Below are 13,657 nucleotides of genomic sequence, written 5' to 3' on the forward strand. Positions count from 1 at the left end.
TTTCCGCTTACGCTTTGCCCGCGCTCCCGAATAATTCGATCTTCTCTTTGACGATGTCCCGGATCGTTTGACGCACACCCTGGATGATGGCGAAAAAGTCGTTATGCTGCGGCTCCGCCAGATGCTGCCGCAAATAATCGATCGTCGCCCGGCGCCATTCCGTGGCGATGTTCACCTTGCTGATGCCGAGCGATATCGCCTTCCTCACATCGTCGTGCGGCACTCCGGTTCCGCCGTGAAGAACGATGGGCAGCCCGATCCGGTTGTGGATCAGCTTCAAATGGTCCAGGTCGATATGGACCTGCTCCCCATAGGCCGCATGAATATTTCCCAAGGCAACGGCAAGACTGTCAACCTGGGTTTCCCGGGCGAAACGCACCGCTTCGTCCGGATCGGTCAGCTGGCGGATTTCGTTTTTGCCGCGCGTACCCACTTTGCCGAGCTCCGCTTCCAAAGGGATGCCTACAGCCGACGCCGCCTCCTTGATGCTTTTGGTTATGCGGATGTTGTCCTCGATATCCATGTTGGATCCGTCAAACATAAGCGAAGTATAGCCGCAGCGAATCGCCTGAATCGCCTGGGCGAACCCGTTTCCGTGATCCAGATGAAGCACGACCGGAATTTTGGCGTTCCGGGCGGCTTCCCTTGCGGCCGCAGCCAGCACGTTCATCGGAGTATGATTCAACGTGGCTTGACCGGTTTGAATCATCACCGGCGATTCGAGCTGCTCGGCCGTTTGGATAACCGCCTCGATGCTGTCGATATGGTCTACGCTGAAGGCGCCGATGGCGTAATTGTTTTTATGGGCATGCTCAAGCCATTTTAGTCCGGAAACAAGTGTCATGATGGAATCCCCTTCTCAGTGATTTGGATGCTTATGAGCATGTTCAAAAAGACACAACACACTCTTATATGATCATCAAGCTTTTAGCGACTTCGATTTTCGGCAAATAATGTTTTTCGTATTGCTCCCGCAGCTTATTGACGTTTTCCGCATTAGGCATCACGGTCAGCGAGGACGGGACCGGGATTTCATCCAGCTCGTTGCCCGACTTGGCGGCGAAAATAGCCGCCCCTCTGGCGACGCCTTCCGAATCGCGGACGATATGCAGCGGGCGGTTCAGGATGTCGGCTTTGGCCTGCATCCATTGCGGGTTTTTGGTCGATCCGCCCGTGACCATCAGCCTTTCCATCTTGATGTTCAAATTTTGCAGCACTTCCATCCGGTAGCGGAACAAACAGCTTAACCCGTGAATGATGGCGGATGCCATCTGCGCGGAGTAACTGTTGGTCAACGCGCCGCCGAACCAGGCCATCTGAACGTGGCTCTCGGACTCGCTGTCGCCCAAAGGAGCCGGGTAGAACATCACCGCTTTATTGGCTCCGTTTTCCTGGGACAATACGGTAAGCAGCTGCTCGTAGCTCCATCCGGTGATGGAAAGGAACCATTCGATAATGCCGCCGGTCGTCCCGACGGGAAGAAGCGCATAATAGCGGTCGGCTATCACATGGCAGCCTATCGTAAAGTCGGGAATTTTCGTAAACATGTCCATATCGAGCTGCGGCATCGTAATGACAAGCGTTTCCGCCGTCCCGCACGAGTTCGTCACATCGCCGTCGAGCGTGCTGCCGATTCCGAAGGCGCCGACGATGTGGTCGTGCCCGGCTATCGTGACCGGTATGCCATCCGGCAGCTTGGTATATTCACCGACCTGCTTTTGCACATAACCGACCACTTCGCCGGCATGCACGATATCCTGCAGCAAGCCCTGCGGAATCCCGAATTCCGACATAAGCTCGCCGTCCCATTGGCGCTGCTTGATGTTAAACAGCATCGTCCGGCTGGCGAGGGAAATTTCCGTTTTTCGCTCCCCGGTCAAGCAGTAGGCGATATATTCGGCGACGTGCAGCCAGGAGCGGCCCTTGCCCCACTGCTCGGGGACGTGTTCCTTCATCCACAAAAATTTCATTAGCGAATATTTGGCCTGAGGGTACAGACCGGTTTTCCGGTAAAATTGCAGGGCCGGCACTTTGTCCTTAACCATGTTTAAATATTGGTTCGGACGTTGATCGTACCAGGCCAACACGGGGCCAAGCGGCTCGCCGCCGTCATCCAGCAGCACACCGGCCTCGGCAACGCTTGCGATGCCTATCGCCTTGATTTTATGGCCCTGCGCCTGCACCTGCTCCACACACGTCCGAAGCGCGTTGACCGTGTTTTCCCACAGCTCTCCGGCCAGGTGATAGATCCCTCCGTCCTTGGTCACATGGGCCGGGGTCGACGTTCGCGCGATGGCTTTCAGTTCGCCCAGCCTGTTGTATGCAGCTGCTTTGATGTGGGTGGAGCCAATATCCAGACCGATGTATAATGAATCCTTTTTTCGCATAGTTTCCTCCACGTCCTGCAAAGTTGTTAATGGGATCTATCCACACCGGGGTGCACGGCGACCTTAAATCCGTTCCCGCTCTGTGCGGTCCGAAACGCTTCTTTAATATCCTTTAAGGCGAAATGGCCTGTAACCAAGGGCTCCAAATGCAATCGTTCAAGCACTTCAATCGATTTGTGGTGACTGTACGGGTTAATTAACGACCCCATCAAGGTCAGCTCTCGCGAAAAAATAACGTTGGGTGAGATTTCCATCGAAAACTCCGGCGGAACGACTCCAAAAAACAAAATGGTGCCGCCGTTGCCGACAAGCTGCAAAGTCAGCTTCGCCGTATCGATTCGGCCCGCCGCTTCTATGACGACATCGGCACCCAAACCTTGGGTCATTTCCTTGATCGTCCGCTCCACATCGTCCGACATCGGATTGATGGCGAGGAACCCGCGCTGCACCGCCACTTCCCGGCGATAATCGTTCGGCTCGACGATGCACACCCGCCCTGCGCCTTTCATTCTCGCCAGCTCGGCGAGCACTACGCCGACGAAGCCGCCGCCCAGGACGACGACATCGTCCCCGAATTGAACATTCGCCCGTTCCATGCCGTGCAGGCAGCAGCCGATATTTTCCGTAAGCGCCGCTACCGACGGCGATATGCCGGAGGGAACCTTATACACGGTCTTTTCCGGGATCACGCAAAATTCCGCAAAGCCGCCGTCGAGCCGGACTCCGTATCCTTTTCTTTTCAGACAAAGATGCTCTTTACCAATACGGCAAAATTTGCATAACCCGCAAAACTCATGAGGTTCGATCGTGACCAGATCGCCAGGGTTCACCGACGTTACCCTGGAGCCGACCTGCTCCACATAACCGGCGAATTCATGACCGATCACGACCGGCGGCTCGGCTGGAAATTTCCCCTCAAGGATATGGAAATCGGTGCCGCAAATCGTCGCCGACGCCACACGAATGAGCACGTCATGGTCTTTCAATTTCGGAATTTCTTTCTCTACCAGCACTAGTTCATGGTGTCCCTGATACTGCGCAGCCAAGTATTTCATCGCTTCCTCCACCCGATCCGTCTATTTATAACCGCACAAACGGTTTGATCGTCTTGCCTTGGCAAAACTCGACAAACGTCTCTTCCAGCTGCTCGAACGGAACGATTTTGCTGACCAGCCTTTGAAACGAACGCTGGTTGCTCCGGTACAGCTCAATATTTTCCGCAACTTCATTCATGTCGAAGTAAAACGAACGGATCATGGAAAAATCTTTCCTTCTCAGCGTCGGAGTAGGCTGGATCACGAACGGATCGTTGCTTTCTCCCAGGATCACGACCGCTCCGCCGGGTTCCACCGCGTAGATGGCCGTTTTCCGCCCCGGCGCGCTGCCGCTCGCTTCAATGACGATAGCGAACTCGCCCGCCAACGATTCGGGATCGGCCACATACTCCTCGGCGCCGAACTCCTTCGCCACAGACAGCCTTTCCTCAGAAGGATCGGCCGCATAAATACGGGTAAACCCGAAAGCCTTCAGCGTCAAAACGGTGCCGAGCCCGAGCGGTCCGCAGCCGATTACGAGCACCTTGTCTCCCACCGCAGCCGATGCGAGGCTCCGCTTCGCCAGGCGGATGGCATGTGCGGCCGTACCGACGGTATCCAGCAGCAGCACGCCGTCGCTGTCCGTCAGATCGTCCGGAATCGGAATCACGTTGCGGGCAGGTACCCTGACGTATTCGGCGTATCCGCCGTCGCGCTGCCAGCCGACGAGCCCCTGGATATGCTGGCACCGGTTGGTCTCCCCTGCTGCACAGTATTTGCATTCGCCGCAAAAGATCGGGATATAGATGATCACCCTCGTACCCGGCTTGATGGTGGCATTGGCTCCGGCATGCGCGACCACTCCCGCAATTTCGTGACCCGGTATGTGGCCCGCGCCGTTATGAAACAACCGTTTATCCGAGCCGCACAGCCCGCAGCAGCTCACCTTGACGATGACATCGTCCTCCGACGTTAGCGCCGGGATGCCGGTCTCTACCAATTTAATCTTGTCTTCACCCAAAAATTGCGCTGCTTTCAATGTAGTTCGCTCCCATCCTTATGATTTCTCTTATTTCACTGCGCCGCTTGTCAGCCCGCGAATCAGCCATCTTTGCACAAGCGCAACGATAATCAGCACGGGAACCGTGATGACCGTCGCCGCCGCCATCAGGCCGCCCCAGTCCACGGCCGCAACCCCGATAAAGTTGAAGGCGGCTACGGTGAGCGGCGTCGTGTTCGAACCCGAGAGCACAAGCGAGAATAAAAAGTAGTTCCAGGAAAAAATAAACGACAGCGCAGTAGACACCGATATGCCGGGCAGCGCCAGCGGGATGTTGATTTGCCAAAGCACCCGGAACGGGCCGCAGCCGTCGATTAACGCGGATTCCTCGATCTCCTTCGGGATTTCCTGAAAATAGGACAACATGAGCCATACGATAAGCGGCATCGTGATGACCGTATGCGTGACGATCAAGGTCATGTAGGTGTCCGTTATTTTTAATTGCGAAGCGATGACGTACCAAGGAATCAGAAACAGTATGCCTGGAGCCATGCGGGCAATCAGCGTCAGAAAGGCCGTCCACTGCAAGCCGTACCTGGCCGCCCCATAGGCGGCCGGAACGCCGAGCAGAAGGCCGAGCGCCGTTGAGCCGCCGGTAACGATCAAGCTGTTGACGATATATTTGCCGAACGGATAAGAAACGAACAGCTCCCGGAAATGATCCAACGTCGGGCTGAAAATAAACTTCGGCGGATACGAGGTGATGTCCACATTTTCCTTGAATGCGGACATCAGCATCCACACGATGGGAAATACGAAGACTATAAAACAAACCGCCAATTGGATATAAACCGCCAAACTGGACTTCCACGTTTTTTTCACGGCAATAACCGAAGACTGCGCCGATTTTTGCGCCGTTAATGTATTCATCGTCATACATACCTCTTTCGCCATCGGGTAAGCAGGAAGCTGATCGTCATGACGATAAGCAGCAGAAACAGCATAGCCGTGCTTGCTTTGCCCATGCTCGTATACAGAAATCCTTGCTGGTACCCGTAAATATTCAGAGAAGTGGACGAATTGATCGGCCCGCCCTGCGTCATCACGTAAATCGTATCGAAAATCCGCAGCATATCGACCGAACGGAGCATCAGCGCGATCAGTATCGTCTGCTTAAGCATCGGCAGCGTAATGTAAAACAAAGCCTGCGTTTTGCTGGCGCCGTCCATATAAGCCGCTTCGTAAGGATCCTCCGGCAGCGCCTGGATCCCTCCGAGCACAATCATGGCGATAAAAGGCGTCCACTGCCAGATGTCCACGATAGAAAGCGCGTAAATGACCGATTCCGGGTCGTTCAGCCACGTTCCCGCCGGCAAATGAAACGTTTGCAGCACATAATTGAGAAAGCCGAGCGACGGATCGTACAGCTGCACCCATACCATCCCCGCCGCAACCGACGGCACGATAGCCGGGAAGAAGAACAACACCCGCAGCACCTTGATGCCTTTGACGGACTTGCTGAGCAAAATGCCCAAATAGGTGCCCAAAACCACCTCAAAAAAAAGCGAGATGGCGGAAATTTTCAGCGTAATCCAGGTCGATTTCCAAAACAAAACATCTTTGAACGTAGCCTTCACGTTGTCCAGCCCTACAAAGGGGAGCCCCCAAAAGGAGGAACCGGGAGCCCATTTCGTAAACATCAAATAAATCACGTAAACAATCGGAAAACCGATCAGCAGTACGGTAAAAATGACGGACGGAAGCACCATAATCCAAGGAGCGAGACGAGTGAGCGATGTGCGCGAGCTTGGAACACTCATTTTTTGTTCAGAACCTCCGTCAGTTTGGCATCAGCCTCTTTGGCCGCTTCTTCGGCCGTTTTATCGCCCAATATGACCTTGTCGACCATTTCCCCGATAAGCTGTCTGACCTGGGCCTGATCCTCCGCAGGAGGGCCGACATCCGGGTTGGCGTTCGCCATAATGAATTTCAATGCTTCGACCCACTGCTGCTTGAGTGGCGTGTCCATGGAGGACTTGAACTTCTCGTTATCCCAGGTCGATTTGCGCGGGCTCGCGATGCCGTTTAACGCCATCTCCAGCTGCATTTCCTTCGAGGTGGCCCACTGCATAAAGAGCCATGCCGCCTCTTTGTTTTTCGCAAATTTGTTGATCGACAGGCCCCATTGAAGCTGCGTCAGCTTGCTGCCTCCCGGACCCGGCGGAACCGGAACGACGCCCGTCTTATCGATCACCCGCGAGTTTTTCGGATCGATGATGGAGTTCAGCTCGTTGGTCGATTCGATCTCCATCGCGACCTTGCCTTGGGCAAATAAAGCGGAGGACTGGTAAAACGAATATTGGACGACCCCGGGAGGACCGTATTTCTTCGCCAGATCGGCATACTGCTGAATCGCTTTAATCCGGGTCGGATCCTGGAAGTTCGGTTTGCCGTCGTCAAACCACGTTTTTCCGTTATTGTATATGAAGTTGCCGAACGTAAACGGCAGAGCGCCCGGCAATCCTCTGAGCGTCACTCCGTGAATTTGGCCTTTGGAGCCGTCCACGATCTTCTTCGCCGCCGTTTCGATTTCATCCAGCGTTTTCGGCACTTCCGCGCCGTACTTCTGGAATAACTCCTTATTGTAATAAAGAACCGGCCCTTCCACATTGATAGGCAGTCCGACAAGATTGCCTTTGATTTTCTCGCCGTTCAGCGGCCCTTCGAAGAAATCCTTTACATCAAAATCGGGAGAAGTGATTTTCGCATTCGTGACGTAGCCGTCAAGGTTTTCGTAAAAACCGGAGTTATAATACTGCAGGCCCTCGCGGGATTTCAGCGACATGAACACATCGAACTCGTCGCTGCTCGCCTGCAAGGAGATGAGCGCCTTTTGCCGGACCTGATCCTCCGGGAAAATCATCGTATTGACCTTGATTCCCGTCAGCTGCTCGAATTCTTTGATATGCGGCTCCAGCGTCGTTATCCAAGGCTGCTTGTTGGCAAGCAGCGAAATCTTTTGCCCGGAAAATTGCTTCCAGTCAAATCCCGTCTGCGCCGGTTTATTTTCTGCGGTTGTCGGAGGCGGGCTTGCGGCAGGCTTGTTCCCGGTCCCTCCGGAACTGCAGGCGCTGGTGAGCAGCATGAAAACGGAAAGCGATGCAGCAAGATTGATTTTCAAGTTTCGCATTTGAAAGCTCCCTTCCCTTTTTTAATTTCTGATGGAATTTCTTGTCGAGTAATGTCACTTGATGCTTGCGTTCATTATATGATAGCGTTATCATACTGTAAAATACATATAATCTAAGTTCCTATAAGTTAAACTTATCTAAAGGAACTGCGCCGGCGGGAGGGATACCTTTGAATCTGCATCATTTATATATTTTCTGCGTGGTCGCCGAATTAAAAAGCTTCGCCAAAGCGGCGGAAGAGATCAATATCAGCCAGCCCGCGATCTCGCAGCATATCGGCAAACTGGAGTTCACGCTCGGAAAAAAGCTGATAGAACGCCGCGGACGGCTGTTCCGCCTGACCCATCACGGGGAAACCTTGTTCGAATACGGGCGAAGAATATTCAACATGGTGGAGGAAGCGGAAAATGCGCTGCTTAGGGTTGGCCGCCACAAGGAAAAGTTGTTTATCGGCTCGTCCACGGTTCCGGGAACTTATTTTCTTCCGAATTTCATCTCCGGTTTCATGGAAAAAAACCCTTATATCAGCTTTAACGCCGTATTCGAAGAGAACAATACGGAACTTATCGAAAAACTTATAAAAAACCAGATTGACATAGCTATTTCTTATGAAAGCGTTATCTTAAAAGATGAAATCCGGGTATCGAGAATTACCCAAGACGAATTGGTGCTTGTGCTGCCGGGAAAACATCCGTGGGCATCCGGGCAAATTATTTCCTTCGAGGAAATATTGACTCTGCCGTTTATTTTTTATTCCTCCGGGCTGTTCATCCAATCCGTGATGGAGGACATTTTGTCCGGACACCACGTGAACGTCGTGATCCAGTTCAGCCAGCTAGAAGCGGTCAAGGCGGCGATCACCCGGGGGCTCGGCGTATCGATGCTGCCGATGTCCGCCATTCGTTTGGAGCTGGAGCACGGCTTGCTCGCGGTCGCCAACTGCTCCGCCTTTCGCGTGCCGCGGCATTTGGTCATGATGCACAAACGGTCCGCCGTTTCGTCCGAGCCTGTGCAGCAATTTATCGAATTCATGCTGAATAACGATTGGATGAGGAAATAACGGGGCGCCGCCGAACAGAGCGAACTTAAAATATAGAGGAGCTGACGTTTTTTTATTCTTGATGTGGATGGGATCGTCTGAAAATAGAGGAACTGATGTTTGCTATTCTTGAGTGGATGGGCTCATCCAAATAATAGAGGAACTGGCGTTCGCTATTCTCGAGTGGATGGGCTCATCCGAAAAATAGAGGAACTGGCGTTCGCTAAATCGATGAAAAATGGCACCTGTGGCGGAAAAACTTGCAAATAACGCACTACAGTTCCTCTAATTTTCGCCAACTGGTCGAAATAGCCATTTTAGCGCACTGTAGTTCCTTTATAAACTCGGGCACCAGTGGAATTGGGGATTTGTAAGTTGGCCTGATAACAATGGGACTCTCCCATCTTCTCACTACCGCAAATACGTATCCGCATAATCAAACAGCGGCTGCCCTTCTTTAAGAAGCGGCGCCGCTGTTTTCAAGTTTGATTACACGGACTATGATTGGATTATTTCAAAATTCCATCCGCCTCATTATCCAGCAGCCCGTACTTCCTCTTGTAACGCTGCAAAATGCGAATCCACCCCGGCCCAAGCACGGACAGGAAAAACACGTTGCTCAGCGCATGGGCGAGATCGAAATAAAAGCTGGCGGCATACGAAGCGGCGACGGCAGCCCAGGTCAAATTTTGCCCCATGCCCGCGAGCGCCCAAATGTTCATAATCCAGCCGAACAAAAAGCCCCATACGAATCCGAAGACGAGCAGCATCCACCTGCTCCCGAGCAAACCCCACGTTTGCAAAAGGCCGGCCGTCCACCCGATCATGCCCCAACTGAACATTTGCCAGGGGGTCCAGGGGCCTTGCCCGAGAAACATATTCGAGACGAGCGCGGCGACCGCCCCGACCATGAAGCCCGTTTCGGAGCCGAACACCAGCGCGGAGACGATGATGACAAACGTCGTAGGCTGCACGCTCGGAAGCGCCGCGAAAGGCACCCGGCCGACGGCGGCGATCGCGGAGAGCACGGCTACGAGCACGAGTTCCCGGGCTTGAACCGTCCGCCTTTCAAATCGGAGGAAAAACGGGACGATCGACGCGCATACCAGAAAAAAGGAAATGAGCATATACTGCTCGTCGGTCGCCCAGGCCATAAATGCAAGGGACCCGGCAAACAGCAGGATGACGGCAAAAAGCGCGATTCGGGCGCGGCTCATATGCATTCCTCCGGCCGTTGCGGGGCGATGCCGCCCCCCCATTGCTCTCCAAGCAGTTGAGTCATCGCCGTCGTATAATACAAGTTATCGCGAAAAAACGATGCGGGTGCACCTTCGGCCGCGATCGCCCCGTTGAACATCATCGCGCACCGGGTGGCGTGCTCTGCGGCAAATTCCACGTCATGCGTGACCATGACGACGGTCCTGCCCATCCGCCGCAGCTCGCTCAGCCGCTCTCCCCACCGGCGTTTGGCCTCGGGGTCGAGCCCCTTCGTCGGCTCGTCGAGCAGCAGCAGCTCCGGGCCGGCCAGCAGCACGGCGGCAAGCGCCGCCAGCTGCTGCTCCCCGGCGCTCAGATCGCATGGGTGCCTGTCCAGCGCATGGGACAGCCCAAACGCGCTTGCGATTTCGGCGACGGAGGAGGTGCGGGAGACGCCGAGGTTGGGAGCGGCGGCAGTACCCGGCATCCCGTCAACAGCATCGCCCGCGATGCCTGCCGCTTCCAGGCGCTCCCGGCCGCGGCCCGCCGCCTGCCGGAGCTCCATTTCCACCGTTTCCTCGATAAAAAAGGTCAACGGGTTTTGATCCAGAAAGCCGATCCGTGCGGCCCGTTCGTGGGCCTTCCATTTGCCAAGCTCCTTCCCGTCCAAAAGCAGCTTCCCCTTCTGCGGCTTCAGAACGCCGGCCAGCGCTTTCAGCAGCGTCGTTTTGCCGGAGCCGTTCGCGCCGAGAATGGCGAGCACTTCTCCGCGACAGACGCGCAGTGAAGCATTTTTCAGCACCGGCGCGGCATCCCGGGGCGTATACTGCAGGACGAGGTCGCGGCACTCCAGCAAAACCAGAGGCTGTGAACGGCCATCCCCGGCCGGATTCGCGCCGGAAGACAGGCCGGCTGCCAAGCCTCCTGCAAAAGACTTCTCCGCAGCTCCGGGGGATGCGTTTACCGCCTTTGAGCCTGCTGTCGCCAAGTTTGCGTCCGGCGCTGGAGCGGCCCCCGAGGCAGAGTCTGCCGATCGTGCTGAAGCCGGCATCGAAGGCGCACCCGCCGAGGATGCGGCCGTATTCATGCCTAAAGCTGGTGCGCCTGCCGAGGATCCAGCCGACCGTCCAGCCGACAAAAGAGCATCGGCCTTCGATGTGGCCGCCCCCGCCGAGCCTGCTATCGCGCCGAATGCGGGCATGCGGCTCAGCAGCTGCCGTCCTTCCTTGACGGTCAGCGGCAAACTGTCGCCTGCCGGCCCCTCTTCCGCCAGCTGCAAAAAGAACCTCGGAACCGGCGGAACAAAATGCTTCCATTTGCGATCACCGTCCGACCACATCGCCCGAACCGCTTCGCGGGGGGTACCGACGTGCCGGATCGAACCTTCGTCCATCACGACCACCCGGTCCGCCACCGGCAGAAGCTCTTCAAAGCGGTGTTCGGCCATGACGATCGTCAGGCCTAAATCCTGATTGATCCGCTGAAGCAGCCGGATCAGCTCCCGCGCGGCCAGCGGATCGAGCTGCGCCGTCGGTTCGTCGAGCAGCAGCAGCCGCGGCTGCAGGGCGAGTACGGAAGCGAGCTGCACGAGCTGCTTTTGCCCGCCCGATAGCTCGAACACGTGTTTGTCCAGCAGCGGATCAAGCCCGAAATAATTGGACAGCTCCGCCGCCCGCCGCCGCATCAGATCGGGTTCGAAGCCGACATTTTCCATCGCAAACACCAGCTCGGGCAGCACCCGGTCCGTGACCGTCTGATTTTCCGGGCTTTGCTGCACCATCCCGATCTGCCGCGCGAGTGGCCTCGCTTCAAGCGAGCCGAGCGGCCGGCCTTGAAACAGCACCTCGCCGCTTCGCACCCCTACCGGTTCCAGCTCTTTTTTGATATGGCGGAGCAGCGTCGTTTTGCCGCACCCGGACGTTCCGCACAGCAGCACAAACTCCCCCTGCTCTACGTCAAGGGTGATCCGGTCAAGAACCGTACGCTCTCCGGCCGCATAACGGAAGCTCAGCTCCCGGATTTCCAGGATCGCCACAGCCATACCTCCCTTGCTTCAATGATGACGGGCACCGCGGCAAACAGTACAAAGCAGCCGTACGACAGCATCTCCCAGCCCTGAAGAGTGACAGTACCCAGCGATGGAAAAACCCGGTACGTCCCATACCCGAGAATCCGGAATGTGATGCACCCCGCCAAAAGCGCGGCAAGCACCGCGGACAGGCCCCAATCTCTGGAACGCATCGCAAATTCCTCGTACCGGCTGCGCGCCCCGGAGCCGTACCCTTTCGCCTTCATGGCATCCGCCGTTTGCAGTGCATCCTCAAGGCTTATGGTCAGCAAAATTTGCAGCAGCTTCATGCCGTCCTTCATTCTTTTGCGCAGGTTTCCGTGCCCGATGTCGATGCCCTTCGTTTTCTGCACGGCGGAAATGTCGGCAAGACGGCGTCTCAGCAGCGGAACAAAGCGCATCGACATGACGACGAGCAGCCCGATTTTCGGAAAGACCGATCCGAACAGGTAAAGAAACCGGGACGGCGTCATCACCGCGTTAAACGAAATGAACAGCACCAGGATCACGAGCAAGCTGATCATGGATAACAGTCCGTAAACGATCGATTCCAGCGTGACCGGCTGATCCCAGAAATAAAACAAAATATGGCGGCCGCGGTGGGCAAACAGCGGATTGAGCAGCACGTACAGCATGCCGATCGGCAGGTAAAACTTCAGCGTGCTTGCAAGCGCCGCAAGCTCCCGCTCGAGCAGGATGAGCAGCGCGGAAAGCAGCAGCAGGGTGACGACGTAAACCGGGTGGTTCACGATCATGCCGAGCGTAAAGCAGCCCGCGTAAAAGAAAAAGCAGGGAAACGGGTGAAAGGAACGGAACCCGCTGTTCATTTCATTTTCGCCCCTACGTCCGCACCGAGATCAAGCGTGTACAGCCATTCAATTTTGTCTCCGGATTTGAGCTTATAAGAGCCGGCGCCCTCTCCGAGAGCGCGTCCGTTCACTTTGTAAATCCAGCCGCTTTTCGGACCCCCGTCGAATTCGTACAGATTATCGATCCCCTGTACATAGGCGAAAGCGCCTTTCCCCGTATATTCCATTTGAATTTTGTTGTCCTTGGTCACCTGCTTCAGCACATCCAACACGGTCATTCCATCCTTAAAAGGCACGGACGTTTCTTTCAAAATGACGCCGCGCTCCTTGTCCCCGGTTATGCTGATATGCAGCTCGGCTGTCTCGGAAGCGGCGGGGGCCGCCTGCGCTTGCCCGGACGGCGCGGCATCGGCGGCCGGCGCAGGCGAAGCTGCAGCCGGCGTTTGATCCGCCGCGCCCGCGAGGGCGGACGCCGACGCTGCGGGCGCGGCCGGGTCAGCCGCAGCGGGCGACGGCGGCGCTGCTGCACCCGCGCTCGCGGAGGCCGGCGGCGGCGCAGCAGTGCCCGGGCTCGCCGAGGCCGGAGGCGCAGCGGCCCCCGAGCCTGCCGGCACCGCGGCGGACGCCGACGCTGCAGGCGCGCCCGCCGGCGCCTGGCCGGCGCTGCCCGCCGGGGCCGCGGCTGGCGGCTCGCCGCCGGGTGCCGCTGCGGCCACTCCCGGCGATGACGCGCCGGGCGCTGTCCCGCCAGCGCCGCCGCCCGCTTCCGCTTGCGCGGCCGTCTGCGGCTTGCCCTGCTCCTGTGCCGCCTGCGTGCCGCATCCCGCAGCCAAAATCATGATAGCGACGGCCGAAAGAAATAATTTATTCATGGGTGGTCCCCCCTTGCATGAAAAGGAAGAAAGAGCCCTTTGCTTACAGGGCTCTTTTCA

Annotated in this window: 12 protein-coding genes; 1 reads left to right on the forward strand and 11 read right to left on the reverse strand. The window is 56.3% G+C overall.

The window, feature by feature from the left end:
* Positions 1 to 7: 7 nt before the first annotated feature.
* The 7 genes from MYS68_RS25710 to MYS68_RS25740 form a co-directional block, all read right to left on the reverse strand.
* The gene (locus MYS68_RS25710) at positions 8 to 844 is read right to left on the reverse strand and encodes a class II fructose-bisphosphate aldolase (protein ID WP_248928580.1); all 837 of its coding nucleotides are present in this window, start codon (positions 842 to 844) and stop codon (positions 8 to 10) included.
* 64 nt (positions 845 to 908) lie between these two features.
* Positions 909 to 2,387, reverse strand: a complete 1,479-nt coding sequence (locus tag MYS68_RS25715) for an FGGY-family carbohydrate kinase (protein WP_248928581.1) — start codon at positions 2,385 to 2,387, stop codon at positions 909 to 911.
* Between the two features lie 26 nt (positions 2,388 to 2,413).
* The gene (locus tag MYS68_RS25720) at positions 2,414 to 3,442 is read right to left on the reverse strand and encodes an alcohol dehydrogenase catalytic domain-containing protein (RefSeq protein ID WP_248928582.1); all 1,029 of its coding nucleotides are present in this window, start codon (positions 3,440 to 3,442) and stop codon (positions 2,414 to 2,416) included.
* 25 nt (positions 3,443 to 3,467) lie between these two features.
* On the reverse strand, positions 3,468 to 4,460 hold the full coding sequence (locus tag MYS68_RS25725; protein WP_248928583.1) for an alcohol dehydrogenase catalytic domain-containing protein: 993 nt from the start codon (positions 4,458 to 4,460) through the stop codon (positions 3,468 to 3,470).
* 30 nt (positions 4,461 to 4,490) lie between these two features.
* Positions 4,491 to 5,351: a carbohydrate ABC transporter permease gene (locus tag MYS68_RS25730; RefSeq protein ID WP_248928584.1), complete on the reverse strand. Its 861-nt coding sequence runs from the start codon at positions 5,349 to 5,351 to the stop codon at positions 4,491 to 4,493.
* Positions 5,352 to 5,353: 2 nt separating this feature from the next.
* A complete protein-coding gene (locus tag MYS68_RS25735) occupies positions 5,354 to 6,241 on the reverse strand; it encodes a carbohydrate ABC transporter permease (RefSeq protein ID WP_248928585.1) in 888 nt (295 codons plus the stop codon).
* Positions 6,238 to 7,611 carry an ABC transporter substrate-binding protein gene (locus MYS68_RS25740; RefSeq protein ID WP_248928586.1) on the reverse strand — a complete coding sequence of 458 codons (1,374 nt, stop codon included), beginning with the start codon at positions 7,609 to 7,611 and terminating at the stop codon, positions 6,238 to 6,240. The genes MYS68_RS25735 and MYS68_RS25740 overlap by 4 nt, the downstream gene beginning before the upstream one ends.
* Before the next feature lie 170 nt (positions 7,612 to 7,781).
* Between MYS68_RS25740 and MYS68_RS25745 the strand changes: the two genes are divergently transcribed.
* The gene (locus MYS68_RS25745; protein ID WP_248928587.1) at positions 7,782 to 8,672 is read left to right on the forward strand and encodes a LysR family transcriptional regulator; all 891 of its coding nucleotides are present in this window, start codon (positions 7,782 to 7,784) and stop codon (positions 8,670 to 8,672) included.
* 488 nt (positions 8,673 to 9,160) lie between these two features.
* On the opposite strand, the gene MYS68_RS25750 is transcribed toward MYS68_RS25745, so the two are convergent.
* Genes MYS68_RS25750 through MYS68_RS25765 form a run of 4 tightly spaced genes read right to left on the reverse strand, consistent with a single transcriptional unit; the run spans position 9,161 to position 13,597 of the window.
* Complete coding sequence (locus MYS68_RS25750; RefSeq protein WP_248928588.1) at positions 9,161 to 9,868, reverse strand: ECF transporter S component; 708 nt, start codon at positions 9,866 to 9,868, stop codon at positions 9,161 to 9,163.
* A complete protein-coding gene (locus MYS68_RS25755; protein ID WP_248928589.1) occupies positions 9,865 to 11,889 on the reverse strand; it encodes an ABC transporter ATP-binding protein in 2,025 nt (674 codons plus the stop codon). Before MYS68_RS25755 ends, MYS68_RS25750 begins: the two co-directional genes overlap by 4 nt.
* A complete protein-coding gene (locus tag MYS68_RS25760) occupies positions 11,856 to 12,743 on the reverse strand; it encodes an energy-coupling factor transporter transmembrane component T (protein ID WP_248928590.1) in 888 nt (295 codons plus the stop codon). The genes MYS68_RS25755 and MYS68_RS25760 overlap by 34 nt, the downstream gene beginning before the upstream one ends.
* Complete coding sequence (locus MYS68_RS25765; RefSeq protein WP_248928591.1) at positions 12,740 to 13,597, reverse strand: DUF4430 domain-containing protein; 858 nt, start codon at positions 13,595 to 13,597, stop codon at positions 12,740 to 12,742. Before MYS68_RS25765 ends, MYS68_RS25760 begins: the two co-directional genes overlap by 4 nt.
* Between the last annotated feature and the right edge of the window lie 60 nt (positions 13,598 to 13,657).

Origin of the sequence: Paenibacillus hamazuiensis, assembly GCF_023276405.1 — a bacterium.
Lineage (GTDB): Bacteria > Bacillota > Bacilli > Paenibacillales > NBRC-103111 > Paenibacillus_AF > Paenibacillus_AF hamazuiensis.

Excerpts from the sequence above, each read along its gene's own strand:
- MYS68_RS25740 (WP_248928586.1), bottom strand. The coding sequence starts at position 7,611 with ATGCGAAACTTGAAAATCAATCTTGCTGCATCGCTTTCCGTTTTCATG.
- MYS68_RS25710 (WP_248928580.1), bottom strand. The coding sequence starts at position 844 with ATGACACTTGTTTCCGGACTAAAATGGCTTGAGCATGCCCATAAAAAC.
- MYS68_RS25715 (WP_248928581.1), bottom strand. The coding sequence starts at position 2,387 with ATGCGAAAAAAGGATTCATTATACATCGGTCTGGATATTGGCTCCACC.
- MYS68_RS25755 (WP_248928589.1), bottom strand. The coding sequence starts at position 11,889 with ATGGCTGTGGCGATCCTGGAAATCCGGGAGCTGAGCTTCCGTTATGCG.
- MYS68_RS25730 (WP_248928584.1), bottom strand. The coding sequence starts at position 5,351 with ATGAATACATTAACGGCGCAAAAATCGGCGCAGTCTTCGGTTATTGCC.
- MYS68_RS25750 (WP_248928588.1), bottom strand. The coding sequence starts at position 9,868 with ATGAGCCGCGCCCGAATCGCGCTTTTTGCCGTCATCCTGCTGTTTGCC.
- MYS68_RS25760 (WP_248928590.1), bottom strand. The coding sequence starts at position 12,743 with ATGAACAGCGGGTTCCGTTCCTTTCACCCGTTTCCCTGCTTTTTCTTT.
- MYS68_RS25735 (WP_248928585.1), bottom strand. The coding sequence starts at position 6,241 with ATGAGTGTTCCAAGCTCGCGCACATCGCTCACTCGTCTCGCTCCTTGG.
- MYS68_RS25765 (WP_248928591.1), bottom strand. The coding sequence starts at position 13,597 with ATGAATAAATTATTTCTTTCGGCCGTCGCTATCATGATTTTGGCTGCG.
- MYS68_RS25720 (WP_248928582.1), bottom strand. The coding sequence starts at position 3,442 with ATGAAATACTTGGCTGCGCAGTATCAGGGACACCATGAACTAGTGCTG.